Source organism: Pectobacterium punjabense, from assembly GCF_012427845.1.
Classification (GTDB): Bacteria; Pseudomonadota; Gammaproteobacteria; order Enterobacterales; family Enterobacteriaceae; genus Pectobacterium; species Pectobacterium punjabense.
Genome location: NZ_CP038498.1, coordinates 2,898,669 through 2,923,033, shown reverse-complemented (window position 1 = coordinate 2,923,033; position 24,365 = coordinate 2,898,669). Strand labels below are relative to the sequence as shown.

Here is a 24,365-nt window from a genome sequence, read left to right as displayed (position 1 = left end):
ATCATTCTTTAGGGAACCCCTACAATGCAGGGAGGGTCCATGAGATTATCGGGCCGGGCACCGAAATTTAACAATTTTCTTCCGTTGTACTCATCGGCAATTTTCTCAGCAAGCTGCTTTATGGTAAGAGGAATACCGGAACAAATATTTACAGCCCCTGTTTTGCTACCTAAAGCTGTATCGATAATCTTACTGGCGGCGATGGTAACGTCCAGAAAATCTCTAATCTGATTACCACTGCTGAGAAGGGCTTTCTCACCTTTTAACAGTTGCTTGCGTAAATAGGGAACAAAACGATGCTCGTTCTCGCCTTCGCCAAATAAATAGAAGAGTCTACACCAGGCAAATTCAACTTTGAAAATAGGTAATAAGTTTGATAATGCAAAAAACACGGCAGCTTTACTATCGGAATATAGCGTATTGGGCTTTAGTGGAGTTTCCGTTGATAGCATACAGAACGAAGCATCATATTCAAAGCATGTGCCGATGCCAATGAAACGTTTAATCCCGGCTTGAGCACAGCCTCTGGCCATTACCAATGTGCCCTTGAGACAATCGATATTTTCCATCGCGCTCAGATATTTTCCAGGCTCGACGTACCAAGCCACATGAATCACAATATCGATGCCTTTCGCTACTTCGCACCACCAAGTTTCACTTTCATTAAATAGGTCGTGCGTGACAATGACTTCGTCAACGTTCGAGTGTGTGCTCAACAGCCCATTTTCTCCCGATCTGGAAATGACACGGACCGAGACTTCTTCTTTTTCTAAGGCATTTAGTATGTGCTTTCCCACAAAACCAGTAGCCCCCGTGATTAATATGCGTTTCATGCTTCGTCCCATTTCATATAGAAACCGCTCCATTATCGCCGATAATCGGAATGGTTTGCATCTTTCTGACTTATCAACGTAGGGTCGTTAGGCCATTGGATGTCAAACACTGGGTCGTTCCATCGCACGCCACTTTCCGAGGTCGGAGTATAGAATTCGGAAACTTGGTAAAACAGGTCGGAATTATCCTCCAGCGTTAAAAAGCCGTGCGCGCATCCTTGTGGGATATAAAACGCATTATGCTGACTAGCGTCCAGTTCTACTGCTGCCCATGCCATATAGGTATGGGATTCAGGGCGCAAATCCAGTGCGACATCAAAAACCCTACCTCTTATCGCCCGCACTAATTTGACTTCAGCTTGAGGGGAGTATTGAAAATGCATTCCCCGTAGCGTTCCTCGTTGTGGATTTAGTGATAAATTACACTGGAGAAAATGGGTGACGAGGTTTTGGGAAGCAAATTCGTTGGCACAGAATGCCCGCGCAAAAAAACCTCGTTCATCACTGTATCCTTCCAGTTCGATCTCAAAGGCGCCATCAACGGCTGTTGGAATAAATTTCATTGAATGCCTCGACATTAACTGTAGCGTGACTCGATTATGTCTTCATAGTCTGTGATCTGCTTTAAACTGAACTCATACATGTCTGCGCCAAGCTGAAAATTTTTATACCAAGCCAACGTCCAGCTAAGTGTTTGATTTAGATCGAGGAAGGGCTCCCAGCCGATCGTCTCTTTAGCCAAACTGGAGTTCAGAGTCAGGAAACTCGCCTCTTGCGGGTGTTCGCCGGGATCTTGTTGCCACGGAGTAGGGTTGCTCCCGATGGCGGCTAGTGTGTCAACAACTTGGCTCACTGTGGCAAAATTTTGCGGGTTGGGACCAAAATTAAGCGCCTGAGGCAACGATACTTTTCCTTCCGTTAATAGTTGAGCAAATGTCATATATCCGCGTAGCGGCTCTAGCACATGTTGCCAAGGACGTATAGCATACGGGTAACGCAGCATGATCGTCTGATGGGCTTCGAGTGCACGAATGAAATCAGGGACTAGTCTGTCTTCGGACCAATCCCCTCCGCCGATCACGTTCCCAGCCCTGACGGTTGCCAACCTTATTCCTCTTTGGGCAAAAAAACTATGTCGATAGCTTTGGCATACCAGTTCTACCGCCGCCTTAGAATTGCTGTAGGGATCTTCCCCCCCTAGCGGATCGGTTTCCACGAAGGGAATGCCTGCACCATTGTTCGCATATACCTTGTCTGTAGTCACTACCAGCACTGTTTTGACTGAATCTGCTAATTTTGCTGCTTCGAGTAAATTAACGGTTCCCATTACATTAGTCGAATAGGTGTTGATAGGGTCGCGGTAAGAATGGCGAACTAGTGCCTGCGCAGCCAAGTGGATGACGATTTCAGGTTGCGCTCGTAGCAGGCTGGCTGTCAGGTCTGATACGTCACGGATATCGACGATGCTACCATCGGTTTTCCTTTCGACAGTCAATAAATTATGCAGCGATGGGGATGTGTTTGCTGGGAGAGAAGTTGCGAACACATGTGCTCCTAATTTTTCCAGCCATAGGCAAAGCCAAGCCCCCTTGAAACCCGTATGTCCCGTGACGAATACGCGCCTGCCTGCCCAGAAATGATCTAATCCCATATTTTCCACGGTGCCTTTCCTGAACGCCATAATTCTTCCAGCAACGTACGTTCACGCAAAGTGTCCATTGGTTGCCAGAACCCGTCATGTATGAAAGCGGCAAGTTGTCCACTAGTAGCCAACGCTTCAAGCGGTTCATTTTCCCATGACGTATTCTCGTCTTTTATCAAGTCCAGCACGGAAGGGTGGAGAACGAAGAATCCACCATTGATTCGGGCTCCATCACTCTGGGGTTTTTCTCGAAATTCTGTAACTCGGTAGCCATCGGAATGAATGGCGCCAAAACGTGCGGGAGGCACTACTGTGCACATTGTGGCTTTGAGTCCGTGCTGTTGATGGAATTCAATCTCTGCCGTGATATCAATATCACCAACTCCATCACCATATGTCATGCAAAAAGGTTCATTGGGATCGAGGTATTGGCGAATATTGCGTAGCCGACCACCAGTCATGGAGGTCAATCCAGTATCTACCAACGTGACGCGCCAGTCGGGAGCTGCTTTGTTATGATATTCGATGGTGTTGCTAGCAAGATCGACAGTGAAATCATTGTGATGCAAGACGATATTAGAAAAATATTCTTTTAGTAGATAGCCCTTGTACCCGACACAGACGATGAAATCTTTTAAGCCATGGTGAGCATAGATATTCATAATATGCCAGATAATAGGCTTATCCCCAATTTCAACCAATGGTTTAGGTTTTATGACTGTTTCTTCTGCCAACCGAGAACCGAGTCCACCAGCCAATATGACAACTTTCATTCAGCACCCTCATTACAAAATTTGTCGGATCTAGCTTTTGTTTACTTTATTAGACAAATCTATATTTTATATGCCATGCCTGTAGATACCATCTTCTGCAATGGTATGTAGAGTTCCGAATAAAGATGATGGCAGTGTATTATTATATAATTCACAAATGTGTTTAAGTAATAGAAAACTGCCTAGTCGCTCTTGGCAAAATGCGACAGCCCGTTTCTGATAAGGATCATCTTTCTGTGATGGTTCATGATTACTAATGAAATCTAAAGCAATGGTTGATAAACCTTTGAAGGTTTTTATCCACCAATCTGCTGGATAAGTACCTAATTCAGAACCACCTATACTAAAATAAGAACGATTAAAAAAATGCATACTGTCCTGGGGGGTCAGTATCTTGTTTTCAACTGCGATAGCTGTATAACGCAGTAAATCGGAAATATTATGGCATGATAAATATTGAGCATACAAACTATCGAAGCTAATAGGGGACGGAATAAGAAAATCATCTATAGTACGCAGTTCTGCAGCGAAATTTATCCTTTGGGATGCTTTCTTATCTACCATATACATACTGTTTAATTCAAGACTTGGTTTTCCGTATTGACGAGTTGTCACAAATTTTCTATACTGCCATACTGTTACAGATTTTGTTTTTATCTCTTCAGATTCAAGTAATTTAAGGATAACCATCGTCCCGAATGCACCGGATAGTTTTTCGTGTAAAGATTCCGGGTTCTCAAAGAAATCATATCCAGGGATGATTTCCAGTCCGCCAGAATTAGATGGCAGCGTAGGATTTAGCCAGATGATTTTGGAATTTTTAGGTGGACGATAATCAGGTAATCGATTGTGGCATATGATAAACAAAGTCATTCGTTGTCTCGAGGATGGATGAATGTTGCCAACAAGTTGGTCTATTTAAAGTTATGGCTACAGTTTAACATGAGTAAACTAGACCCTATGGTAGAAAAAGGCCTTTTTTTACATGCTATTCTCACGATTAGGCTTTATTTTTCCCTGAGATTATCTTGACCTGCTTACACTGCGTTTCATATAGTCTATCCATGCATTGATAAATGCTTGATAACTCAGTGTCTAATATTTGTGACGACGATTATAAAACATCTCAATATAATCAAATATTGTGTCCATCGCTTGTTCTCTGCTGATAAACTCTTTACTCTTACCTGCTCTCCGTTGATTAATACACCACTATGTTAGTAATGTCTTCATTAGCAACGTGAGGACATCCCCATGAAGAAGCGTTTTTCTGACGAACAGAGCATCAGTATTCTCCGCGAGGCCGAGGCTGGCATTTCCGCCCGTGAGCTTTGCCGTAAGCATGCTATTTCTGACGCAACCTTTTACATCTGGCGTAAGAAGTTACGTGGCATGGAAGTACCTGAAGTAAAACGCCTTAAGTCGCTTGAAAAAGAGAACGCCCGTTTCAAGAAGTTACTTGCAGAAGCCATGCTGGATAAGGCAGCATTACAGGTGGCTTTGGGCCGAAAGTACTGACGACAGGCCACAAGCGGGAAGCTGTAGCGTCCGGTGGCTGATGCGTATTTATCCGGGCGCATCACTCAGATGGCGCTTGAGCACCGACGTTTCGGTTACCGCCGTATATGGCAACTACTGCGATGAGAAGGCCTGCATGTTAATCACAAGCGCGCGTACCGCCTTTATCATCTCAGCGGCCTAGGTGTTAAGCACAGCCGATGTCGAAAAGGATTGGCAACAGAACGTCTTCCGTTGCTCCGTCCTGCTGCTCCTAACCTAACGTGGTCGATGGATTTCTTCATGGACACACTAAATAGCTTTGCATAATAGCGCTACACTTGCAGTGTGGTAACGCCTACCAACTCTGGCTTCGCTCGATGAGAAGTGAAGCATCAATGCGCGAAGTTATTTAGCTACCTGATGCAGGATCAAGTGCCTGGCCTGCGTCGATGATTTTACGAAGGAATGCCTGTCGGTATATTAGGATTCAGGTCACACGTATTCTGGACGGTATTGCGTTATTTCGTGACTATCCGGCAACGATCAGAACAGAGCCGGGCCGGGACTAGAGTTTACCTGTCGGGCACTGGACCAGTGGGCCTTTGAGCGTGGCGTTGAGCTTCGGCTTATTCAGCCGGGCAAACCGACTCAGGACGGGTTTATCGAAAACTTCAATGGTCGATTTCGAGATGAGTGTCTGAATGAGCACTGGTTCAGCGATATTGTTCACGCCAGAAAAGTCATTAACGACTGGCGGCAGGATTATAACGAGTGTCGGCCTCATTCCTCACTGAATTATCTGACATCAGCGGAGTTTGCAGCGAGTTAGCTAAATGGAAAAAATGAAGGTAAACAAACTGATATGACTAACTAGCTATTGTGTTTAATACTGGGGGCAGGTCAATGCTGTAATCTCTCCCCGGCTGTCGTGATACAATTGAATTAGTTCCTGACTCAGGAGCACCTCAAGGTTAAAGCTGGTCACTTCAGTATCCCAAATAACCCCCTTTTTTTGACGCTATTCAGGCGATTGGCTACCCTACCTAAAAGCATAATAGTGTCGATAACATTATCATCGTAGGTATTTGTCACTGTGAGCGATTTGTATACCGCCGAAGGCACAATGGATAAAAATTCCCTTTGGAAGCGCTATGTTCCATTAGTGCGCCATGAAGCCTTGCGTTTACAGGTTCGTCTCCCCGCGAGTGTTGAGCTTGACGATCTGCTACAAGCTGGCGGCATTGGCTTGTTAAGCGCTGTTGAGCGTTATGATTCGTTACAAGGTACGGCGTTTACCACCTATGCCGTTCAACGAATTCGGGGCTCGATGTTGGATGAATTACGTAGTCGTGATTGGGCTCCACGCAGCGTACGGCGTAATGCACGGGAAGTGGCACAAGCAATGCAGCAGGCTGAACAACAACTCGGCCGTACTCCAACGGAGCAGGAAGTTGCGCAGACCCTGAATATCACGCTTGAGGATTATCGTCAGATACTGCTGGATACGAACAATAGCCAGCTTTTCTCTTACGATGAATGGCGTGAAGAACATGGTGATAGCGCGGAGGCCTTACTGGAAGGCAATGAAGATGCGAATCCATTGCATCAATTGATGGAAGGCAATTTGCGCCATCGCGTGATGGATGCGATTGAAAGCCTGCCAGAACGTGAGAAATTGGTGTTGACGCTCTACTATCAGGAGGAGTTGAACCTGAAAGAGATCGGCGCCGTTCTTGAAGTCGGAGAGTCGAGAGTCAGTCAGTTGCATAGCCAGGCGATAAAGCGCCTGCGCGTGAAATTAATGAATGATGTCTAATTGCGCCGCGTAGGAATATTGTTATCAACATATATCTTCAGCCACTGAAGTTGTAAGCCATAGCAATTTTTGAATATCGAGATGTGCCTTGCACCAGTATTCAACTGATTAATGCTACCTGTTTTCAGCTCGCCAGATTCTCTGGCGTCGTGAAAAATGCTACTGCTTCACGTTGAGATTATGTATTGTCATGGAATGGATTCATGCACTCATCAATTCGGAAGAAACAGCTGTTAAGCCGTTATCTGAAAGATTTCAAACATAGACAGACCAACTGTTCCCAGTGTGATAAAGAGCTCGATCGTGTTTCACTGGTATTTCGCAACCAGCTTATTAATAAAAAATCGATTGGCAGCATCGACAGGCTTATCGATGACGAAATATGGTCTGGCCTGCAACAGGAATTAATCCCACTTTGCCGCTTTTGTAGCGAAATATTATGCAATACTACTGCTAGCTATTTCGATATAAAAGCTTTCACGCAATATCTGATCGAGCAAACTGAAGTTCGCCATAGCACGATGCGCGAGTATGTCATTCGTTTACGGCGTTTGGACGAGCTGTTGGCTGCAAATGATTATCCTGCGGAAACCTTTTCCCGGCATCGTGATGGGGTACAACAGCGAGTATGTGACTACCTTCCTGATATTGAGCAAAATATCTACCGCAGCGCGCTAAGAAAATACGATCAGTATTTGGACTGGCAGCGACATTTCTGACACGTAAAGTGTGTGGTTCTCAGGTTGAGATTGCCGGCCATGGGAGACTGATTTATATGTAAATGTTATGACAGTGTAAAAAATGCTTGCATTGCAGGGGCAAATTATTGCACTGTCATACTACTGAAATCATTCGGCACTAATTTTTAGGTAAGGGTTAGTAGTAGTTCTACGATGCGATCAATCATTATTCAGTGGAATAGTTGTTGTCACAGTGAGGAACGCGAATGGTAATGTCCTTTTTTGGACTTTGTAGTCGATGCCAAGATTCTACGTTGCTGACTCGCCGATGCGAGGGATTTTCCTCCCACTTATTTTCTACACTGTGCCACTCTCTTTTCACCCAAACCCTTCGTTTATTTTCTTTTCTTATCCATGAATATTCGACCCAGTTTTCACTCGGTTCGTGGATGGCTCGTGTGTATTTTCAGTCCGCTATTGGCTTAATAAGGAAGCCTAACCTCGTTAGTGAGTTAAACGTCACGCGCTGCAAAGCAGTGCGGTAAGTGAAACAAACTGTAAGGTGCCACTATGGGAAGACAAAAAGCAGTGATCAAAGCTCGTCGTGAAGCCAAACGTGTTATCCGTCGTGATTCGCGTAGCCATCGTCAGCGTGAGGAAGAATCGGTCACTTCTCTGGTACAGATGGGCGGGATTGAAGCAATCGGAATGGCGCGTGAGAATCGTGATAATTCCGTGATTCAAGCTCGTACCGTCGCCCAGGAACATTACTTGTCTGCGATAGAAAACAAACAGTTGATTTTTGCCACAGGTGAAGCTGGCTGCGGTAAAACGTATCTGAGCGCTGCGAAAGCGGCGGAGGCACTAATCCATAAAGAGGTTGAGCGTATTATTGTTACGCGGCCAGTCTTACAGGCTGACGAAGATCTTGGCTTTTTACCCGGAGATATTTCAGAGAAATTCGCGCCTTATTTCCGGCCCGTTTACGACATACTTTTGCGGCGGCTGGGATCGTCTTTTATGCAGTATTGCTTACGGCCGGAAATCGGCAAAGTCGAAATCGCGCCTTTTGCCTATATGCGCGGACGGACGTTTGAAAATGCGGTTGTAATTCTGGATGAGGCGCAAAACGTGACAGTGAACCAAATGAAAATGTTCCTGACGCGTTTAGGAGAGAATGTCACGGTTATCGTTAATGGTGATGTGACACAGTGCGACTTGCCTGCTGGGGTTAAGTCTGGCCTGCGTGACGCATTGGAGCGTTTTGTTGAGGATGACATGATTGGCGTGGTCTCTTTCGGTAAAGAGGACTGTGTACGCTCGGCGCTGTGTCAGCGTACGCTTCATGCCTATGGTTGATGTCTGTGTGGGATGGGAGTAAAAGTTTCCGTACCATCATCACAAAAAACGCCCTTAGCGTAAGTTAAGGGCGTTTTCATATCATGCTGCCTATTATTAAAATTAAATCTAGTAATGAGTAGTGCACCTTAAGTCATTCGAATTACAGGCCGCAATGCAGTAAAAGGTTGGTCAGGGAAAAAATTTAATCAGCTAAAGGCTTAATTCGGTAAGCGAGAATATGCAGTTTGCAGAGCATATACCCGTCATACTTCAAGTTGCATGTGTGTTGGCCGCCTTCCTGAAACTCGAATTATTTAGGGTATATAATATAAAATCTTGAACGTTATTACTGAATAAAGTGCTAAAGGAAAATATATCGCACTAGTCATGTTCTGAAAAATATTTCTTAATATTATTATCCGTTTTATTTTTTTGCTGCAAAGCACGAAATTCCGGGTTCGTCTGTTCCACACGTTCTAATTATTTGATGGGTTTCGTCAAATTTATCATTAAGTGCATTAATTAAAATACCACTATCACCAAAGATAAAACCAATCGCCGCGGCTATCAGCGCCGCAAGAATACCGTACTCGATTGCTGTAGCGCCACTCTCGTCACCTAAGAATGATCGGAATGTTAATTCCATCGTCGTTTCCTCCCTTTTACATACCTAAAAGTACGCGGATGTTTTTATCTTATAAACCCGCCTTAATGATAATGAGTTTTATTAACGAGATCAATCGCGAAGTCTGGCTGATTTGTGTGGGAGTGGGTTGGCCATCCCTTTTCGGTTGGCGTTGAGAAGATTTGCCCACTCTGCAACATCAAATAATACTCATCTTGTATTTACAACGGATGTACGGCCTCAATTTCATGTTGAAAAACATACGGATCGGACAAAAGACAAAATTTATCATCTTCATGATAAGTTACCGCGGTATGATAATCCTCGCCTGCAAAAGCCTTAATCGCATCAATGTTAGTCCAGTACGTGGCAAGGAAAAAATGTTCCCAGTTTCCCTGCGTTACACGTTTAACAAACGCGCCTTGATTACCTGGGATACTTTGCGAATGTGTGACACCTGTTAATTGAAGATGAGTTGCAAAGCCTTCTGCGTGCTCCAGTGGTACACAACCATGCCATGTTCTTACTATCATTGCTCGACTCCTGTTGTAGTAAAGTCAATAAATTCACCAAATGAACAAATTGCGGGAAAAATATTATTAATGCTCCCGCTACGAGTTAGGAAAGCGCTGATTCACACCATAACACGTCCCATCATCCCATGCTGTTCGACCTGACTGCATTCGCAAACAGTGACGTGATAAATGTCTAATAATGAAAGTGGAAAGAGCGTTATCTTGAACCTTTCTTGGCGTGTATGACTGATAAGTCAGTGCAAAGGAAAAAGAGAGGATACTGGATTTCGTAAACAAAAAAGCCCGCTGAGGCGGACTTTCTATGTATTACTTTATGTAGTACAAAATCAAAAACACTACGTGAACTTTCGACTTTGTGCAAAATATGGCGGTGAGGAAGGGATTCGAACCCTTGATACGTTTTCACGTATACACACTTTCCAGGCGTGCTCCTTCAGCCTCTCGGACACCTCACCGGGGGTTGCCTATAGGGGGCAACGGGGCGCTACTATAGGGAGTCACTTAGCTCCGGTCAAGCAGTATTTAGCGCGAACGATGCGTCTGGCTAAGCATTGAACGGTAACGGATAGTCCGCATGACGATGTCGTGAAAATGCAGGCAAAATGGGCAAGAAATGAGCATAAAAAAACCCACAGACCGCGATGGCCTGTGGATTTTTTGTCAACCGTAGGGCGATTACGCCAGCAGCGTTTTGATGTAGCTGGTCAGTGCTTCGTCTTTGCTGTTAGCGAAGAAGTATTCCTGGAATTTAGGACCAGCAATCGCGCCTTTAACCAGATCCTGATCGAGACCTTTCAGAATGGTGATCAGATCGTTGTAGGTTACGGCTTTTACCGCATCCAGGATTTTCTTGTTACGCTGTTGAGGAGCAACGCGATCGCTCGGATAGCCGCGGCCGCCTTCTTCTTTGAACAACTGGGTAAACAGGTTTTCCAGGTTCAGTTCAGCGCCCCAGCCAAAGCCTTTAGCGTAAGGAACGGATACCGCGTTACCGTTGTTGATCTGAGAGAACAGGTAAGCATCAGATGGGTCAACAACCAGACCGCAGATTACGCCAGGGAAAGAGTTACAAGCCAGCATTGCGCCCTGGCCAGTACCACAACCGGTCACAACGAAATCAGCCGCGCCAGAGTTCAGCAGGATAGCTGCCAGAATGCCGTTCTGGATGTAGGTCAGCTGCGCTGCATCTTCAACGGCGTATTGGCCGTAGTTGTGTACAGTGTGGCCCAACGGTGCAACCGCTTTGGTCAGTGACTCGGCGATGATAGCGTTTTTGGCAGCCTGGCTGTTCTCGTTAATCAGTGCAATTTTCATGTTCGTTCCTTTTCTGTGACGGACAAATACATTTTTTAAAACTGTATTTCAATTTGATGTGTGCAGTATACCGTTTCAAAAATAAAGCGCAAATCGTGGAAGCAAAGAATGCGGCACAGCCCATAAATTCGGGAAAAACACGATGAAGAAAAAATGCATGATGAAGAGGTAATTAATTGAAAAATGGCGCTATATTTCAGCGCCATCGGGGAGGAGATTATGCATCTGGGAAGGTGAGCGTATTGCCGGGAGCTTCTCGATTAAGATGAAGAAAATTCAGATGGCGTTCATACTGATCCAAAATGTCGTTAATCACCTGTTCTTTACTGTAGTCCATCAGATCATTCCCCTGACTTCCTTCCAACAGGAAGGTTTCAAGCCGGTAATAATCTGATTTTCCTGACCGAGCACGGTAGGTAAACGCCGGGACGCTATAACGCTGTGGCCAAATTTGATAAAGAAAGTTCTGTTCATCGCCTAAATCCACCAGCAGTTCAAGGTGGTTCAAGCGCTCATCTTCGACAGGCGGCAATTCGTTGACTTCAACGCTGGCACCCCGTAGACGTAATTCACGTGCAACATCCGCCATGGCCGCTTTACAGATGTTATCCAGCATTTTCTGTGTATGCGTTGTGCCGGGGAAATTCATGACGCGTGAGATGCGCTGTTTCCAGTTCAGGCGATCGTCGCCTGAGATTGGCATCGGGGCTGAGGTTTGCAAGGAACTGGCTTTACGGTAATCCTCAACCCTCAGTGATTTATATAACCCCGCCATAATAAAGAACATCACAAAGCTAAACGGCAACCCCATGATGACGGTCGTGTTCTGTAATGCTGACACGCCGTTTGTCATCAACATACCCAGCGTCAACAGGCCAATCGCTACAGACCAGAAAATCCGCAGCCAGTTTGGTGCATCGTTGTTGATGTCACCAAGGCGAGAGGTGAAGTTGCCCAACACCAGTGAACCAGAATCGGCAGAGGTAACATAAAACAGCAGGCCGGTAATGGTCGCGACAGAAGCGCTCAGGCTGAAGCCTGGGTACTGTGCCAACAGGCTGTAGAAACCACGTTCCGGGTGCTGCATAACTTCGTTTGCAAAGTCCAGATTACCGTGGATCACCTGATAAAGCGCACTGTTGCCGAAAATGGAGAGCCACAGCAACGTAAAGACAAACGGAATGATCAGCGTGCCGACAACAAACTGGCGAATCGTTCTGCCGCGTGAGATACGTGCCAGAAACAGCCCGACAAACGGTGCCCACGCGACCCACCATGCCCAGAAAAACAGCGTCCAGCTATTCATCCATTCTGTCGGGCGATCGAACGCAAAACTGTTGAGTGTCATACCGGTAAAGCGATTGATGTAATCCCCAACGTTAAGCACTAGCGCGTTCAGCAGAAACTCGGTATCGCCCCAGAAGAGCAGAAAGAGAATCAAACCCAGTGCGAGCAAAACATTCAGCTCGGAGAGAAAGCGAATGCCGCGATTGACGCCGGACGTCACGGAAACGGTCGCCATGATCACGGAAAGCAGAATGAGCGAAGCCTGAACGGTGAGATTCTCTGGGATTTGGAACAGCACTTTCAGTCCGTAGTTAAGCTGAACGACACCGATGCCCAGCGTGGTCGCGATACCGAAAATGGTTCCGAGCACGGCTGCGATATCGACGCTGTGTCCAATCGGACCATTGATGCGTTTGCCAAAGATGGGATAGAGGGCAGAGCGAATTGTCAGCGGCAAATTATAGCGGTAGCTGAAGTAGCCCAGCGCGATTCCCATCAACGCGTACATTGACCAGCCTGTTAGCCCGTAGTGAAACAGCGTCCAGACCATAGCCTGTCGTGCTGCTTCCATCGTCTGGCCTTGTCCTTCAGGCGGCATCATATATTGCGTAATCGGCTCTGCGACGGAAAAAAACATTAAATCGATACCGATCCCCGCCGCAAACAGCATCGCAGCCCAACTCATCAGGCTAAATTCAGGTTTCGATTGTTCTGGCCCGAGCTTAATTGAGCCGAATCGAGACGAGGCGATGAAGATGACGAACACGATGTAGAGCGTGGCGGCGAGCAGGTAGTACCAACCAAATGTGGCGGAAACCCAGTTGAGCGCGTGAGTAATCCAGTCGTTCGCTTCTTTGTTAAACAGCATGGTCATCAGCGAGAAGGTCAGGATTAATCCCGCTGATGTGTAGAACACGACAGGATTTAGGCGATCCTGTTGGGGCGTAGTTTCTGTGGCTGGCATGGTTATCCCTTGCGTTATGTGAACCGATACTCTGACTCCTCTCTCCACGAAGCGCGCTTAGCGCATATCAAGAACCGGTCGCAGGGCATCCGCTGAGTACGCTTTCGGTTGAAGATAGTCTTCAGAACAAAAAAGAAATTATTCTTTTTAAGTTGGCGTTATCGTCTGAACTGACGCCACTTTTCGTGATAATTGATACAGATTTTTAACCTTTCAGCAATAAAAGATATTCATTTTTTATTGAACGTTCAATCAAAAAAAAGTTTAATGGGATAAATCGGATCACGAATCATCGTCTTTTACAGTGATCCATCGTGCAGAAATGAAGGGAAAAAATGAAGGGGACGTGTAGTGCCTAAAGTCGGAATGCAGCCCATCAGACGGCAGCAACTCATCGAAGCGACGCTGGCAACGATTAACGATGTGGGCATGCATGATGCCTCGATCGTGCAGATTGCCCGACGTGCAGGGGTGTCGAATGGAATCATCAGTCATTACTTCCGCGATAAAAATGGCTTACTGGAAGCGACGATGCGTTACCTGATTAGCCATCTGGGGCTGGCGGTAAAATCAAGGTTGCTGAGCCTGACAGAAAATACGCCTCGTGCGCGTTTGCGGGCAATTGTTCAGGGGAATTTTGATGATAGCCAGACGAATAGCGCGGCGATGAAAACCTGGCTGGCATTCTGGGCCAGTAGCCTGCATTCCCCTATGCTCCATCGCTTACAGCAGGTTAACGATCGGCGACTTTACTCCAACCTGTGTGTCGAGTTTAGCCATTGCTTGTCGAAAGATAACGCGCGTATTGCGGCAAAAGGGCTGGCTGGTCTGATCGATGGGCTGTGGCTACGCGGTGCGTTAAGTCATGACGCTTTCAACCGCGAAGAAGCATTGAGCATTGCCTGCGACTATATCGATCAGCAGCTCATTCGCGCGTAATCCTTCCTTATTATTTTGCCTTCTCTGCCCGGGCATGTGGTCGGGCAGTTATATGACAGGAGAATTTATGTCTCGCTACGGTTTACAACAGCTTTATATCAACGGGACCTATGCCGATAGCACGGGTAACGATACGTTTGATGCGGTGAACCCTGCAAATGGCGACATTATTGCCCAGCTTCAGTCGGCCACTGCCGCTGACGTTGATCGCGCCGTCAGCGCCGCTACCGCAGGGCAGAAGATATGGGGGGCGATGACGGCGATGGAACGTTCGCGTATTTTACGCCGTGCCGTGGATATCTTGCGCGATCGCAACGACGAACTCGCCTTACTTGAAACCCATGACACAGGCAAGCCACTCTCAGAAACGCGTACCGTCGATATTGTCACTGGGGCGGATGTTCTGGAGTACTACGCGGGGTTGATTCCTATGCTGGAAGGTCAGCAGATCCCCTTACGCGATACCTCATTCGTCTACACCCGGCGCGAACCGCTTGGTGTTGTCGCCGGTATCGGTGCCTGGAACTATCCCATCCAGATCGCATTGTGGAAATCGGCGCCCGCGCTGGCGGCAGGTAACGCAATGATCTTCAAACCCAGTGAAGTCACATCGCTTACCGCGCTGAAGCTGGCGGAAATCTACACCGAAGCTGGGTTACCGGCCGGCGTATTCAACGTGCTGACGGGGACGGGGAAATCCGTTGGTCAGGCGCTGACCACACATCCGGGGATTGCCAAAGTCTCTTTCACCGGAGGGATCGCCAGTGGGAAAACGGTCATGGCTAATGCCGCAGGCTCGACACTGAAAGAAGTCACGATGGAGTTGGGTGGAAAGTCGCCGCTGATTATCTTTGATGATGCCGATCTGGATAAGGCCGCAGATATCGCCATGATGGCGAATTTTTTTAGTTCAGGACAGGTGTGCACTAATGGTACGCGCGTCTTCGTTCCATATGCATTGCAGACGCAGTTTGAGGAGAAAATTCTGGCGCGCGTTCAACGCATCCGTATCGGCGATCCGACTGACGAGCTGGTGAATTTTGGTCCTCTGGTTAGCTTCCCGCACCGGGAGTCCGTACTGCGTTATATCGAAAGTGGAAAACGTGAGGGCGCACGTGTGCTGGTGGGTGGTGAACCCATGACCGACGGTGACTATGCCCAAGGTGCATACGTTGCTCCTACGGTGTTCACTGACTGTCGGGATGACATGAAGATTGTCCGAGAAGAAATCTTCGGCCCGGTCATGAGTATTTTGACGTATCAGGACGAGGGGGAGGCCATACGCCGCGCTAATGATAGCGAATACGGTCTGGCGGCCGGTATCGTGACCCGCGATCTAAATCGAGCACATCGGGTTATTCATCAGCTTGAGGCAGGGATTTGTTGGATCAACACCTGGGGAGAATCTCCGGCTGAAATGCCTGTGGGCGGCTACAAACATTCTGGTGTCGGACGTGAAAATGGCATAACAACGTTGGAACACTACACGCAAATTAAATCTGTACAGGTTGAACTGGGTGAATTCCGCTCGGTATTTTAAACGAAGGGGAGAAAGCCTAATGGAATATGATTACATCATTATCGGAGCTGGTTCCGCTGGTAATGTGCTGGCAACGCGTCTAACAGAAGAAAGCGATGTGAGCGTGCTGCTGCTTGAGGCGGGTGGCCCGGATTATCGGTTGGATTTTCGTACACAGATGCCTGCCGCGTTAGCTTTTCCATTGCAGGGGAAGCGCTATAACTGGGCGTATGAAACCGATCCCGAACCCCATATGAATAATCGCCGCATGGAATGTGGCCGTGGAAAGGGATTGGGTGGATCATCGCTGATTAACGGCATGTGTTACATCCGTGGTAATGCGATGGATTTTGATAACTGGGCGACGATGCCGGGTCTGGAAGACTGGAGTTATCTTGATTGCCTGCCGTATTTTCGTAAAGCGGAAACGCGCGATGTGGGATCGAATGACTACCATGGTGCGGCGGGGCCGGTGTCGGTGACAACGCCGAAGATGGGAAACAACGAACTATTCCACGCGATGGTTGAAGCGGGCGTACAGGCGGGCTATCCGCGTACGGACGATCTCAACGGGTATCAGCAAGAAGGTTTTGGGCCGATGGACAGAACCGTCACGCCGAAGGGGCGTCGCGCCAGTACCGCGCGAGGTTATCTGGATCAGGCAAAAGATCGTAAGAATCTGACTATCGTGACGCATGCCTTAACCGACAAGATTCTCTTTGACGGAAAACGTGCTGTTGGCGTGGCCTACTTTAAAGGCGAAAGTGCCCAGACGGCGAAGGTTCGTCGTGAGGTGTTGTTATGTGCCGGCGCAATCGCCTCGCCGCAAATCCTGCAACGTTCCGGCGTCGGGCCGAAAGATTTGCTCCAAGGGCTCGATATTCCTGTGGTACATGATTTGCCCGGTGTCGGTGAGAATTTACAAGATCACCTGGAAATGTATTTGCAATACGCTTGCAAAGAACCGGTATCGCTATATCCGGCGTTGCAGTGGTTTAATCAGCCGAAAATCGGTGCGGAATGGCTGTTCAATGGTACGGGTATTGGTGCCAGTAACCAGTTCGAAGCGGGTGGTTTTATTCGCAGCCGTGATGAGTTCACCTGGCCGAATATTCAATACCATTTTCTCCCGGTCGCGATTAATTACAACGGTAGTAATGCGGTGAAAGAGCACGGGTTCCAGGCGCACGTTGGTTCCATGCGTTCACTGAGTCGAGGGCGTGTGCAGGTGCGGTCGAAAGATGCACATGAGCATCCCAGCATTGTGTTCAACTATATGTCGACAGAACAAGATTGGCAGGAGTTTCGCGATGCGATCCGTATTACGCGTGAAATCATGGCACAGCCAGCGCTGGATAAATATCGTGGACGAGAGATCAGCCCTGGCCTAGAGGTTCAGACGGATGAGGAACTGGACGAATTTATCCGCACTCACGCTGAAACGGCATTCCATCCCTCCTGTTCCTGCAAGATGGGAGAGGACGATATGGCAGTTGTCGACGGGCAAGGCCGTGTCCACGGTATAGAAGGATTACGCGTGGTGGATGCTTCCATTATGCCACAAATTATTACCGGTAATCTGAATGCGACAACCATCATGATTGCCGAGAAAATTGCCGACCGAATCCGCCGGCGTCAGCCGCTGCCGCGTAGCAAAGCACGCTACTATGTTGCTGGCAATGCACCAGTGAGAAAAAACCCGCTGAAACCTGCCTCGTGATGTTCCCAGCATAGTCAGATGGACCGCATAGAAAGCGCGGTCCATACTTTTCATTGTTATACACAATCTGACAAACAAACGCCTTCCGCACCATTACTATGAGTGACAACACCATCAGTGATGTCACTTTTCCTTGAGGAATGAAAATGAATAATTGGCTGCAACAAATTCAGGGCTTATTAGGTTCCGCTAGCAAGCAGGGGAGTCATCATCAAGGGGGAAAAAACGGTAATTTGGGGGACATGTTGAAGCCCGCAGCGCTGGGTGGTTTGGCTGGCGTCTTACTGTCAAATAAATCCACGAGGAAAATCATAGGTTCATTGGGTAAAAATGCCCTGATCATTGGAGGCAGTGCGGCGGCGGGTGTCGTGTTATGGAACCAATACAAGAAACGCGTTCGCGACACGCATCAGGATGATCCGCAGTTCGGCACTCAGTCTTCTACTGACAATATTCGTGCACGGCGTTTAATTCAGGCTCTGGTTTTTGCTGCCAAGAGCGATGGGCATATTGATGCAACTGAAAAGCAGCGTATTGATGACAATATTCAGCAACTGCAATTGGGCAGCGAGGCGCAACGTTGGGTGCAGGAAGCGATAGAACAACCGCTTGATCCGATTTTGCTAGCGAAAGATGTAAAGAATGAAGAAGAGGCGCTTGAGGTCTACTTCCTCAGTTGTGCGGTCATTGATGTTGATCACTTCATGGAGAAAAGCTATCTGGATGCGTTAGCGACAGAGCTGAAGATACCGCAAGACGTTCGACAGTCGATCACCAATGAACTTAAAAGTCCAACATGATAAGTCGAGTGATTTAGGGTTGAGGTTGGATGTAATCGGATAAATAGAAGAGATAACGCGGGCGAAAAACGCTTCGCCCGCAATATAGTCTGATACTTAGAAAGAACTGGTATCTTTGAACAAACCAACTTTCAGTTCGTCAGCAGTATAGATCTGTTGACCATCGACCAGCACTTCACCATCAGCAATACCCATTACCAAACGGCGATTGATTACGCGTTTGAAGTGAATGCGGTAAGTGACTTTTTTCGCTGTTGGCAGAACTTGCCCGGTGAATTTGACTTCACCCACACCGAGTGCGCGGCCTTTGCCCTCGCCACCCAACCAGCCCAGATAGAAGCCGACTAGCTGCCACATGGCATCCAGACCAAGGCAGCCTGGCATCACCGGATCGCCAATGAAATGGCAACCGAAGAACCACAGATCAGGCGTGATATCCAATTCGGCTTCCACATAGCCTTTGCCGTACTTACCGCCGTCTTCGGTCATTTTAACGACGCGGTCCATCATTAGCATGCTAGGGGCGGGTAACTGAGGGCCTTGTGGACCGAACAGCTCACCACGACTGGAGGCAAGGAGGTCTTCTTTTGTATAGGATTCGCGTTTATCTACCATGGTCTCTGTAAGCCTTGTTTTAATGAAGCACGCAGATTAGCGTACACCTGTACGCTGAGCAAGTCTGTTGCGTCTGGTTGAACCAGTTGGTTTAACGGAAAAACCAAGGAAAACGTCTACGCTCCTGCGGTAAGAGTTGTCCAATTCGCTCACGAATCGCCGCTAACAGATTTGGCTGCTGCTCATCGTCATAAGCAAAATTGGTCAGTAATGATACCGCTTCCGGCGCAGTTTCTACTGGGAACAAGTGGAATTTACCTTCACGTACCGCCTCAACGACATCCTCTTGTAAACAGAGGTGGCGTAGATTAGCCGCAGGTAAAATCACACCCTGAGTTCCCGTTAGCCCACGACGCTGGCAAACCTCAAAGAATCCTTCGATTTTCTCATTCACGCCGCCAATTGGCTGTACGTGACCAAATTGATCGACTGAACCGGTAACGGCAAACTGCTGATTGATTGGCCGCAAGGACAGAGCGCTGATCAGAGCGCAGAGTTCTGCCAGCGAGGCGCTGTCACCATCAACTTCGCTGTACGATTGCTCGAAGACCATGGATGCTGAGAAAGGAAGCTGTTGATCAAGTTCCAGTTCGGTAATCAGGAACGCCTGCATGATCATCATGCCCTTGGCGTGTAAATTGCCAGCAAGTTCAGCTTTGCGTTCGACATCAGTGAACTCGCCGTCGCCTGCATGAACGACACAAGTGATTCGTGTCGGTTCGCCAAAAGCAACGGGATAGCCCGGGAATTCCAATACGGAAAGCCCGTTAACTTGACCGACAACATCACCTTCCGTTTCGATCAGGATCTGGCCGAGTTCTATTTCATCCTGCATGCGCTCACGAAGATAGCCTTCACGCCATTGGCGTGCGGCAATCGCGTCGACCAGCGCCTGTTCTGTGATCTGACCGTCTCTGGCGTATAGCGATGCATATTTTAACTGGCTGACTAGCCAGCGCGGGCATAATGGCAAATTACCCTGATCGCCGCTGTAACGTACCGCACTGTTTACGAATGCTGGCCAGGCATCGGCATCCAGTAGCGGCAGTTGATTTTTGTTGCATAACGCATTGATGTAAGTACACCAGCGCGCCATGTCATCTGTTTCAATCAACTGTAGTTGCGCTTCGAACTCACCGTAAATCGCGTGTTCGCCTAACTCTGGCTCCATATCATGAATGTCCGCCAGGCTTTCCCGATCCCCAATAATAATTAGACGAATATCAAGTGGCATTGGTGGTACATCAACGGGAAGTGGTTTGCGCTCGTCTGGGGACAGCCAACGATAGATTCCCTCAGCCATAATCTGCTTCAGACGCAGCCACATTAACGGCTGAGCCAGCAGTGCTCTGGCTGACAGGATCAACGTACCGCCATTAACCTGATGAACCAGCCCTGGATGCAGTGTTATTTCATCGTGGAAATTACGCAGACAGCCGAAGAGTTGCTCAGGTTCAATCCATTCTTGATAGCCACAGAGCTGCTGGGCGGCAAAGTTATCCGCTAGCTGTGTGGCGGGCTCGACCCGGATATGACGACCCTCAATGATATATTTACTGCCATGTATCGCCCCGGAGTCTGGCCTGATGGCGCTCAGCGCACGGGCGATCAATGCCATATATTCATCGTTCTCTTGCGCTTTTAATAGCATAAAGCGGGAAGGGGAACGAGGGTGGCAAAAGAGCGTCAGACTGTCTGCCAGACGCGACTGAATAGCGGAGAATTCAGCAGGAGCAAGCTGAGCTGCCTGAGTGAATAGCGTTTGATAAGGCGTATTATTGGGCAGTAAGTGCTGCCATGAGAGTCGGTTACTGGTCAAAGTATCAATGTAATCGTCTAAAGGAAAAGCGTGATTATACAAGAATAATGCGCACTGCGCATAAGGAGAGTCATCTCTCCGTCATCTTTCATTCGTCGAAGATCAGAACCTGATTGGCCAATCGTCTTAAAAGCCGCTAGAAAACCGCCAGAAAGCGGCCAAAATCAGGGAAAACTGTTATGCTGGAAGTAACGTTACGCGGTCACTGAAGAATTTAATATGAAATATCAACAACTAGAAAATCTTGAGTGCGGATGGAAATGGAAATACCTGGTGAAAAAACATCGCGAGGGAGAAGCGGTTACGCGTTTTCTGGAGCAAAGTGCGGCGGATGATGCGGTGCAGGCATTGCTTAAAATGGAAAACCAGCCAGTGAAAGTGTTGGAGTGGATTGCGCAATGTATGAATCCCATCTTAGAAAATAGGATGAAGCAAACGATCCGCGCACGGCGTAAACGTCATTTTAATGCGGAACACCAACATACGCGCAAGAAATCAATCGATTTGGAATACTTGGTTTGGCAGCGTCTGGCGGCTCTTGCTCAGAGGCGTGGGGTGACCTTGTCGGAAACGATTGTGCAGTTAATTGAAGATGCCGAGCATAAAGAGAAATATGCCAGCCAGATGTCGCTGCTCAAGCAGGATCTTAAAGACATTCTGAATAATAAAGACGAAAAATGATCGGTATTTGTCATTTATCTTGCTGAAAAACGGACATAAAAAAGCGCAGGGCGCGTTTTCCAACGTTGCGCAGCAACGGCCCGTAGGGTGACAGACAAAGATGTCCTTCATAAAAAAACCTCGCCGAAGCGAGGTTTTTTTCGTTAATAACTTAAGCCTGAGGCTGAGTTACAACGTCTTTGATGCCTTTAACTTCGATCTCTACGCGACGATCTGGTGCCAGGCAGTCGATCAGCGCAGCACGAGGTTTCACGTTGTCACAGGTAGAACCGGTAACTGGTTGAGATTTACCTAAGCCACGAGCAGAGACTTTATTCGCAGGGATACCTTTAGAAACCAGATAATCCACTACGCTCTGAGCACGTTTTTCAGACAGAGCTTGGTTATATTGCTCTGAACCTAAACGGTCAGTGAAGCCCAGAACAACAACGGAACCGTCTTTCGGGTCCAGAGAGCTCAGCTGGGTGTACAGTTGATCCAGTGATTGCTGGCCTTCTGCTTTCAGCGTTGCTTTGTTGAAGTTGAACAGGACGTCAGATTTCAGGGTGAAACGCTTGGTTTCAACAACTGGAGCTGGTGCTGGAGTTGGAGCCGGAGCAACAACGGGTGCAACACGCTCATCTTGACCGAAACGGTAAGACAGGCCAACGCTCATCAGCAGGTTATCTGGACGGGCACCAACGGTACCAGCATCACCAATGTTGCTTACCCATTGGTAGTCAACGCGGGCAGCCCAGTTTGTGTCGATAGCGTATTCAACACCGATCGCAGCCAGCGGAGAAACGCCAGTATCGTTGTTGTTGAGGTGGGTGCCGCTTCTGTCAGCGTGGCTATCAGTGCGCCATACCATGCCGCCCAGACGGGTATAGGCGTCCAGACCTGGCATCACTGGGTAGCTCAGTTTAGTAGCCAGTTGAATGCCTTGTGCCTTGAAGCTAGCACTGTCTGCTGCATTAGAAGTAGAACCAGCATACTTCATGCGGCCCAACCAATCGTAGCCCAGTTCAAAACCCAGGTACGGGTTGGCTTGGTAACCAACAAAAGCACCAGCGCCTAATTTGCTTTTGATCGGGTTATTGATGACACCGTTGTAGCCATTGCCATAGAAGCCCGTATCGTGGAATTGAGACACACCCAGTTTACCACCGGTGTACCAGGTATTTTCTTTAGGAGCTGCTTGCGCGATAGTCGCGAAGCTAGCCAGTGCCACTGCAACTGCGATAGCTGTTTTTTTCATTTTACGCCTCATTATCATCCAAATCGGCAATTAACCTGGAGGGCTAATAAACCTTTGGTTAAAATCCTTTGGTTGGAGACTTTGCCCTTATTTATGACTCACTGTCAGTCAACTGACGTTATAAAAGAGCAACTCCAGCGAGTTAAAGTCTACAACGTGATGAGAAAGTTACAAGTATGATGTGACTTGCGTCATAGGAAAAACGCACGAATCATACACACTTACTAACAAATAGTAGATGGTTTTGACAGATCTTACGTCTTTGGGGTGTATTAAATATAGCCAAAAAGCCCGCAGAATACCGCTTTGCGGCGATCCACGGGGCATATAACGTAATTGAGCTGAGAAAAATCTTAATTTACTTAATGATACAATGTCGAATGAATTTTAAGGCTGGGAAACAGTCTATAGGCGTCCCCGCTGGCATTTTCTGGTCGCATAATAAAGCCGTATGTATTCCCTGCCTGTGCGGCGTCCCGTAACCGAACCTTCTCTTCTCCCGTCAATTCGTGCGGCAACCAGCACAAAACGGCGCTGTAATTTCCTGTCAGTAACGCTCTCTCCATGGCATCAACAGTAAACAAGGGATTGATATGGTTGAGCTGCACTATTTTATCCAGCGGTAATCCAGATTGCTGTACCCAAGGGCGACTCAATTTTTGCTGAGGAGAAAGCCATAGCAGCCAGCGAGACTGTGTGCCTAGCTGCTGTAAGAGTGGAAGTAACAGGTGTGTGACTATGGGTTGATCGGCGTTGTACACGACTTCGCTGATAATACCGCCCGCGACAGCCGAAGATTCTGCTGTGTGTTGATTGGCAGAAAACGATGATGACGGGACGTTGTGAGAGCTGATTGATTGCGTACGCATAATGAGTTCTACCCATAGTGTTACTGTATGAATGTACAGTAACTGCTGTGTGCGTGAAAATCAACCTGATTTTTTGAAAGCGCTTCGCATATTCTTTATGCAAGAGACAGTAAACACATTTACTGTTTGAAGCCACCTCAGGGGTGTGGTTAATTATTTATTCCTGCTACGAATATTTAACTGTTCAGGAAGAGATCATTTCAATACTAAGGATTATGGCAATGAAGCAATTATGCAAAAAAAGGATTTTGCAATCTCAACATTCGTTTTCCTCTTTAGGGGATATCACTTCACGTTCCCAATTTGGTGGCTACAGTATCGCAGCAAATAAAACGATTTTTGGATTGGTGTCGGAAGGGGAGCTTTATCTTCGCGCCAGTAAAAAAGATGAAAAATATTTTCAGCAGCGTGATATGCCACATCTGATTTATACCAAACGCGGTATGCCGTTACCGCTGAACTACTTCCTTGTTGATGACATATTATGGCAAGAGCCACAGCAGTTATTATATTTTGCCCGACTGGCGTTAGCAGGTGCGCAGCATGATCAGGCTCTTAAATGTACGAGCGGGCGTTTAAAAGATCTCCCTAATCTTAACCACGACATCGAAAGGCTGCTGTGGAAAGCGGGAATAAAGAATATTGATGAATTACAGCATTATGGTGCGAAAAACAGCTATCTTGAGCTGCGAAAGGTGCGCGCTAATTTAAGCGTGAACGTGTTATTGGCGCTTGCTGGCGCAATTTGTGGCACGCATCAAGCCGCGCTCCCCCGCGGTATTCGTAATGAGCTTTTAGAGTGGTATAAAAATAATACTCTTTCCAAAGGGCCAAAACACTAAGAGCGTGCTCCCT

General features: G+C 47.5%; 23 protein-coding genes, 1 tRNA gene and 1 pseudogene. 10 read left to right on the top strand and 15 right to left on the bottom strand.

From position 1 onward, the window contains the following. Positions 1-8 precede the first annotated feature (8 nt). The 6 genes from E2566_RS13230 to E2566_RS22050 all read right to left on the bottom strand — a co-directional run bounded on the left by E2566_RS13230 (position 9) and on the right by E2566_RS22050 (position 4,400). Positions 9-833: an NAD-dependent epimerase/dehydratase family protein gene (locus E2566_RS13230; protein WP_107167813.1), complete on the bottom strand. Its 825-nt coding sequence runs from the start codon at positions 831-833 to the stop codon at positions 9-11. 32 nt (positions 834-865) lie between these two features. Next, positions 866-1,396 carry a dTDP-4-dehydrorhamnose 3,5-epimerase gene (gene rfbC, locus E2566_RS13225; protein ID WP_107167757.1) on the bottom strand — a complete coding sequence of 177 codons (531 nt, stop codon included), beginning with the start codon at positions 1,394-1,396 and terminating at the stop codon, positions 866-868. 14 nt (positions 1,397-1,410) lie between these two features. Then, positions 1,411-2,484, bottom strand: coding sequence for a CDP-glucose 4,6-dehydratase (gene rfbG / locus E2566_RS13220; RefSeq protein ID WP_107167812.1), 1,074 nt, complete (start codon positions 2,482-2,484; stop codon positions 1,411-1,413). Continuing rightward, the gene (gene rfbF, locus E2566_RS13215) at positions 2,475-3,248 is read right to left on the bottom strand and encodes a glucose-1-phosphate cytidylyltransferase (RefSeq protein ID WP_107167756.1); all 774 of its coding nucleotides are present in this window, start codon (positions 3,246-3,248) and stop codon (positions 2,475-2,477) included. Before rfbF ends, rfbG begins: the two co-directional genes overlap by 10 nt. A gap of 66 nt (positions 3,249-3,314) precedes the next feature. Continuing rightward, positions 3,315-4,121, bottom strand: coding sequence for a hypothetical protein (locus tag E2566_RS13210; RefSeq protein ID WP_107167755.1), 807 nt, complete (start codon positions 4,119-4,121; stop codon positions 3,315-3,317). A 222-nt stretch (positions 4,122-4,343) separates the two neighbouring features. After that, positions 4,344-4,400: a hypothetical protein gene (locus tag E2566_RS22050; RefSeq protein WP_420892587.1), complete on the bottom strand. Its 57-nt coding sequence runs from the start codon at positions 4,398-4,400 to the stop codon at positions 4,344-4,346. Between the two features lie 102 nt (positions 4,401-4,502). Here E2566_RS22050 and E2566_RS13200 point away from each other — a divergent pair. From E2566_RS13200 to phoH, 4 genes and pseudogenes are all read left to right on the top strand, one after another. After that, a pseudogene (locus E2566_RS13200) lies at positions 4,503-5,577 on the top strand (integrase core domain-containing protein). Between the two features lie 264 nt (positions 5,578-5,841). Further along, positions 5,842-6,564 carry an RNA polymerase sigma factor FliA gene (locus E2566_RS13195; RefSeq protein WP_014915881.1) on the top strand — a complete coding sequence of 241 codons (723 nt, stop codon included), beginning with the start codon at positions 5,842-5,844 and terminating at the stop codon, positions 6,562-6,564. 203 nt (positions 6,565-6,767) lie between these two features. Then, positions 6,768-7,283: a flagella biosynthesis regulatory protein FliZ gene (gene fliZ / locus E2566_RS13190; protein WP_107167754.1), complete on the top strand. Its 516-nt coding sequence runs from the start codon at positions 6,768-6,770 to the stop codon at positions 7,281-7,283. A gap of 531 nt (positions 7,284-7,814) precedes the next feature. After that, the gene (gene phoH / locus E2566_RS13185; protein WP_107167753.1) at positions 7,815-8,603 is read left to right on the top strand and encodes a phosphate starvation-inducible protein PhoH; all 789 of its coding nucleotides are present in this window, start codon (positions 7,815-7,817) and stop codon (positions 8,601-8,603) included. A 406-nt stretch (positions 8,604-9,009) separates the two neighbouring features. Here phoH and E2566_RS13180 read toward each other — a convergent pair whose 3' ends face one another. The 5 genes from E2566_RS13180 to E2566_RS13160 form a co-directional block, all read right to left on the bottom strand. Next, on the bottom strand, positions 9,010-9,231 hold the full coding sequence (locus tag E2566_RS13180) for a Flp family type IVb pilin (RefSeq protein WP_107167752.1): 222 nt from the start codon (positions 9,229-9,231) through the stop codon (positions 9,010-9,012). 200 nt (positions 9,232-9,431) lie between these two features. Beyond that, positions 9,432-9,743: a hypothetical protein gene (locus E2566_RS13175; protein ID WP_107167751.1), complete on the bottom strand. Its 312-nt coding sequence runs from the start codon at positions 9,741-9,743 to the stop codon at positions 9,432-9,434. Positions 9,744-10,111: 368 nt separating this feature from the next. Further along, positions 10,112-10,201 (bottom strand) — tRNA-Ser (locus tag E2566_RS13170). 220 nt (positions 10,202-10,421) lie between these two features. Beyond that, positions 10,422-11,060 carry an RpiB/LacA/LacB family sugar-phosphate isomerase gene (locus E2566_RS13165; protein ID WP_010287191.1) on the bottom strand — a complete coding sequence of 213 codons (639 nt, stop codon included), beginning with the start codon at positions 11,058-11,060 and terminating at the stop codon, positions 10,422-10,424. 217 nt (positions 11,061-11,277) lie between these two features. Then, on the bottom strand, positions 11,278-13,311 hold the full coding sequence (locus E2566_RS13160; RefSeq protein WP_107167750.1) for a choline transporter: 2,034 nt from the start codon (positions 13,309-13,311) through the stop codon (positions 11,278-11,280). Between the two features lie 351 nt (positions 13,312-13,662). Here E2566_RS13160 and betI point away from each other — a divergent pair, with 351 nt between their 5' ends. From betI to E2566_RS13140, 4 genes are all read left to right on the top strand, one after another. Continuing rightward, on the top strand, positions 13,663-14,250 hold the full coding sequence (gene betI / locus E2566_RS13155; protein ID WP_107167749.1) for a transcriptional regulator BetI: 588 nt from the start codon (positions 13,663-13,665) through the stop codon (positions 14,248-14,250). A gap of 67 nt (positions 14,251-14,317) precedes the next feature. Beyond that, on the top strand, positions 14,318-15,790 hold the full coding sequence (gene betB, locus E2566_RS13150; RefSeq protein ID WP_107167748.1) for a betaine-aldehyde dehydrogenase: 1,473 nt from the start codon (positions 14,318-14,320) through the stop codon (positions 15,788-15,790). Positions 15,791-15,809: 19 nt separating this feature from the next. Beyond that, positions 15,810-17,489, top strand: coding sequence for a choline dehydrogenase (gene betA, locus E2566_RS13145; protein ID WP_107167747.1), 1,680 nt, complete (start codon positions 15,810-15,812; stop codon positions 17,487-17,489). Between the two features lie 146 nt (positions 17,490-17,635). Then, entirely contained in the window at positions 17,636-18,289 is a 654-nt protein-coding gene (locus E2566_RS13140) for a tellurite resistance TerB family protein (protein ID WP_107167746.1), read from the top strand. Between the two features lie 96 nt (positions 18,290-18,385). On the opposite strand, the gene fabA is transcribed toward E2566_RS13140, so the two are convergent. Both fabA and E2566_RS13130 read right to left on the bottom strand, forming a co-directional pair. Beyond that, the gene (gene fabA, locus E2566_RS13135) at positions 18,386-18,904 is read right to left on the bottom strand and encodes a bifunctional 3-hydroxydecanoyl-ACP dehydratase/trans-2-decenoyl-ACP isomerase (RefSeq protein WP_107167745.1); all 519 of its coding nucleotides are present in this window, start codon (positions 18,902-18,904) and stop codon (positions 18,386-18,388) included. 91 nt (positions 18,905-18,995) lie between these two features. Next, positions 18,996-20,765 carry an AAA family ATPase gene (locus E2566_RS13130; protein WP_107167744.1) on the bottom strand — a complete coding sequence of 590 codons (1,770 nt, stop codon included), beginning with the start codon at positions 20,763-20,765 and terminating at the stop codon, positions 18,996-18,998. A gap of 177 nt (positions 20,766-20,942) precedes the next feature. Between E2566_RS13130 and matP the strand changes: the two genes are divergently transcribed. Further along, on the top strand, positions 20,943-21,404 hold the full coding sequence (gene matP / locus E2566_RS13125) for a macrodomain Ter protein MatP (protein ID WP_107167743.1): 462 nt from the start codon (positions 20,943-20,945) through the stop codon (positions 21,402-21,404). A gap of 151 nt (positions 21,405-21,555) precedes the next feature. Here matP and ompA read toward each other — a convergent pair whose 3' ends face one another. Beyond that, positions 21,556-22,641 carry a porin OmpA gene (gene ompA / locus E2566_RS13120; RefSeq protein WP_107167742.1) on the bottom strand — a complete coding sequence of 362 codons (1,086 nt, stop codon included), beginning with the start codon at positions 22,639-22,641 and terminating at the stop codon, positions 21,556-21,558. A gap of 362 nt (positions 22,642-23,003) precedes the next feature. Continuing rightward, positions 23,004-23,510: an SOS-induced cell division inhibitor SulA gene (gene sulA / locus E2566_RS13115; RefSeq protein ID WP_107167741.1), complete on the bottom strand. Its 507-nt coding sequence runs from the start codon at positions 23,508-23,510 to the stop codon at positions 23,004-23,006. A gap of 221 nt (positions 23,511-23,731) precedes the next feature. Here sulA and E2566_RS13110 point away from each other — a divergent pair, with 221 nt between their 5' ends. Then, positions 23,732-24,352 (top strand): TfoX/Sxy family DNA transformation protein, encoded by a 621-nt coding sequence (locus E2566_RS13110; protein WP_107167740.1) that lies wholly within the window; start codon positions 23,732-23,734, stop codon positions 24,350-24,352. Positions 24,353-24,365 lie beyond the last annotated feature (13 nt).

Excerpts from the sequence above, each read along its gene's own strand:
- E2566_RS13230 (WP_107167813.1), bottom strand. The coding sequence starts at position 833 with ATGAAACGCATATTAATCACGGGGGCTACTGGTTTTGTGGGAAAGCAC.
- rfbC (WP_107167757.1), bottom strand. The coding sequence starts at position 1,396 with ATGAAATTTATTCCAACAGCCGTTGATGGCGCCTTTGAGATCGAACTG.
- rfbG (WP_107167812.1), bottom strand. The coding sequence starts at position 2,484 with ATGGGATTAGATCATTTCTGGGCAGGCAGGCGCGTATTCGTCACGGGA.
- rfbF (WP_107167756.1), bottom strand. The coding sequence starts at position 3,248 with ATGAAAGTTGTCATATTGGCTGGTGGACTCGGTTCTCGGTTGGCAGAA.
- E2566_RS13210 (WP_107167755.1), bottom strand. The coding sequence starts at position 4,121 with ATGACTTTGTTTATCATATGCCACAATCGATTACCTGATTATCGTCCA.
- fliZ (WP_107167754.1), top strand. The coding sequence starts at position 6,768 with ATGCACTCATCAATTCGGAAGAAACAGCTGTTAAGCCGTTATCTGAAA.
- phoH (WP_107167753.1), top strand. The coding sequence starts at position 7,815 with ATGGGAAGACAAAAAGCAGTGATCAAAGCTCGTCGTGAAGCCAAACGT.
- E2566_RS13180 (WP_107167752.1), bottom strand. The coding sequence starts at position 9,231 with ATGGAATTAACATTCCGATCATTCTTAGGTGACGAGAGTGGCGCTACA.
- E2566_RS13175 (WP_107167751.1), bottom strand. The coding sequence starts at position 9,743 with ATGATAGTAAGAACATGGCATGGTTGTGTACCACTGGAGCACGCAGAA.
- E2566_RS13165 (WP_010287191.1), bottom strand. The coding sequence starts at position 11,060 with ATGAAAATTGCACTGATTAACGAGAACAGCCAGGCTGCCAAAAACGCT.
- E2566_RS13160 (WP_107167750.1), bottom strand. The coding sequence starts at position 13,311 with ATGCCAGCCACAGAAACTACGCCCCAACAGGATCGCCTAAATCCTGTC.
- betB (WP_107167748.1), top strand. The coding sequence starts at position 14,318 with ATGTCTCGCTACGGTTTACAACAGCTTTATATCAACGGGACCTATGCC.
- betA (WP_107167747.1), top strand. The coding sequence starts at position 15,810 with ATGGAATATGATTACATCATTATCGGAGCTGGTTCCGCTGGTAATGTG.
- E2566_RS13140 (WP_107167746.1), top strand. The coding sequence starts at position 17,636 with ATGAATAATTGGCTGCAACAAATTCAGGGCTTATTAGGTTCCGCTAGC.
- fabA (WP_107167745.1), bottom strand. The coding sequence starts at position 18,904 with ATGGTAGATAAACGCGAATCCTATACAAAAGAAGACCTCCTTGCCTCC.
- matP (WP_107167743.1), top strand. The coding sequence starts at position 20,943 with ATGAAATATCAACAACTAGAAAATCTTGAGTGCGGATGGAAATGGAAA.
- ompA (WP_107167742.1), bottom strand. The coding sequence starts at position 22,641 with ATGAAAAAAACAGCTATCGCAGTTGCAGTGGCACTGGCTAGCTTCGCG.
- sulA (WP_107167741.1), bottom strand. The coding sequence starts at position 23,510 with ATGCGTACGCAATCAATCAGCTCTCACAACGTCCCGTCATCATCGTTT.
- E2566_RS13110 (WP_107167740.1), top strand. The coding sequence starts at position 23,732 with ATGAAGCAATTATGCAAAAAAAGGATTTTGCAATCTCAACATTCGTTT.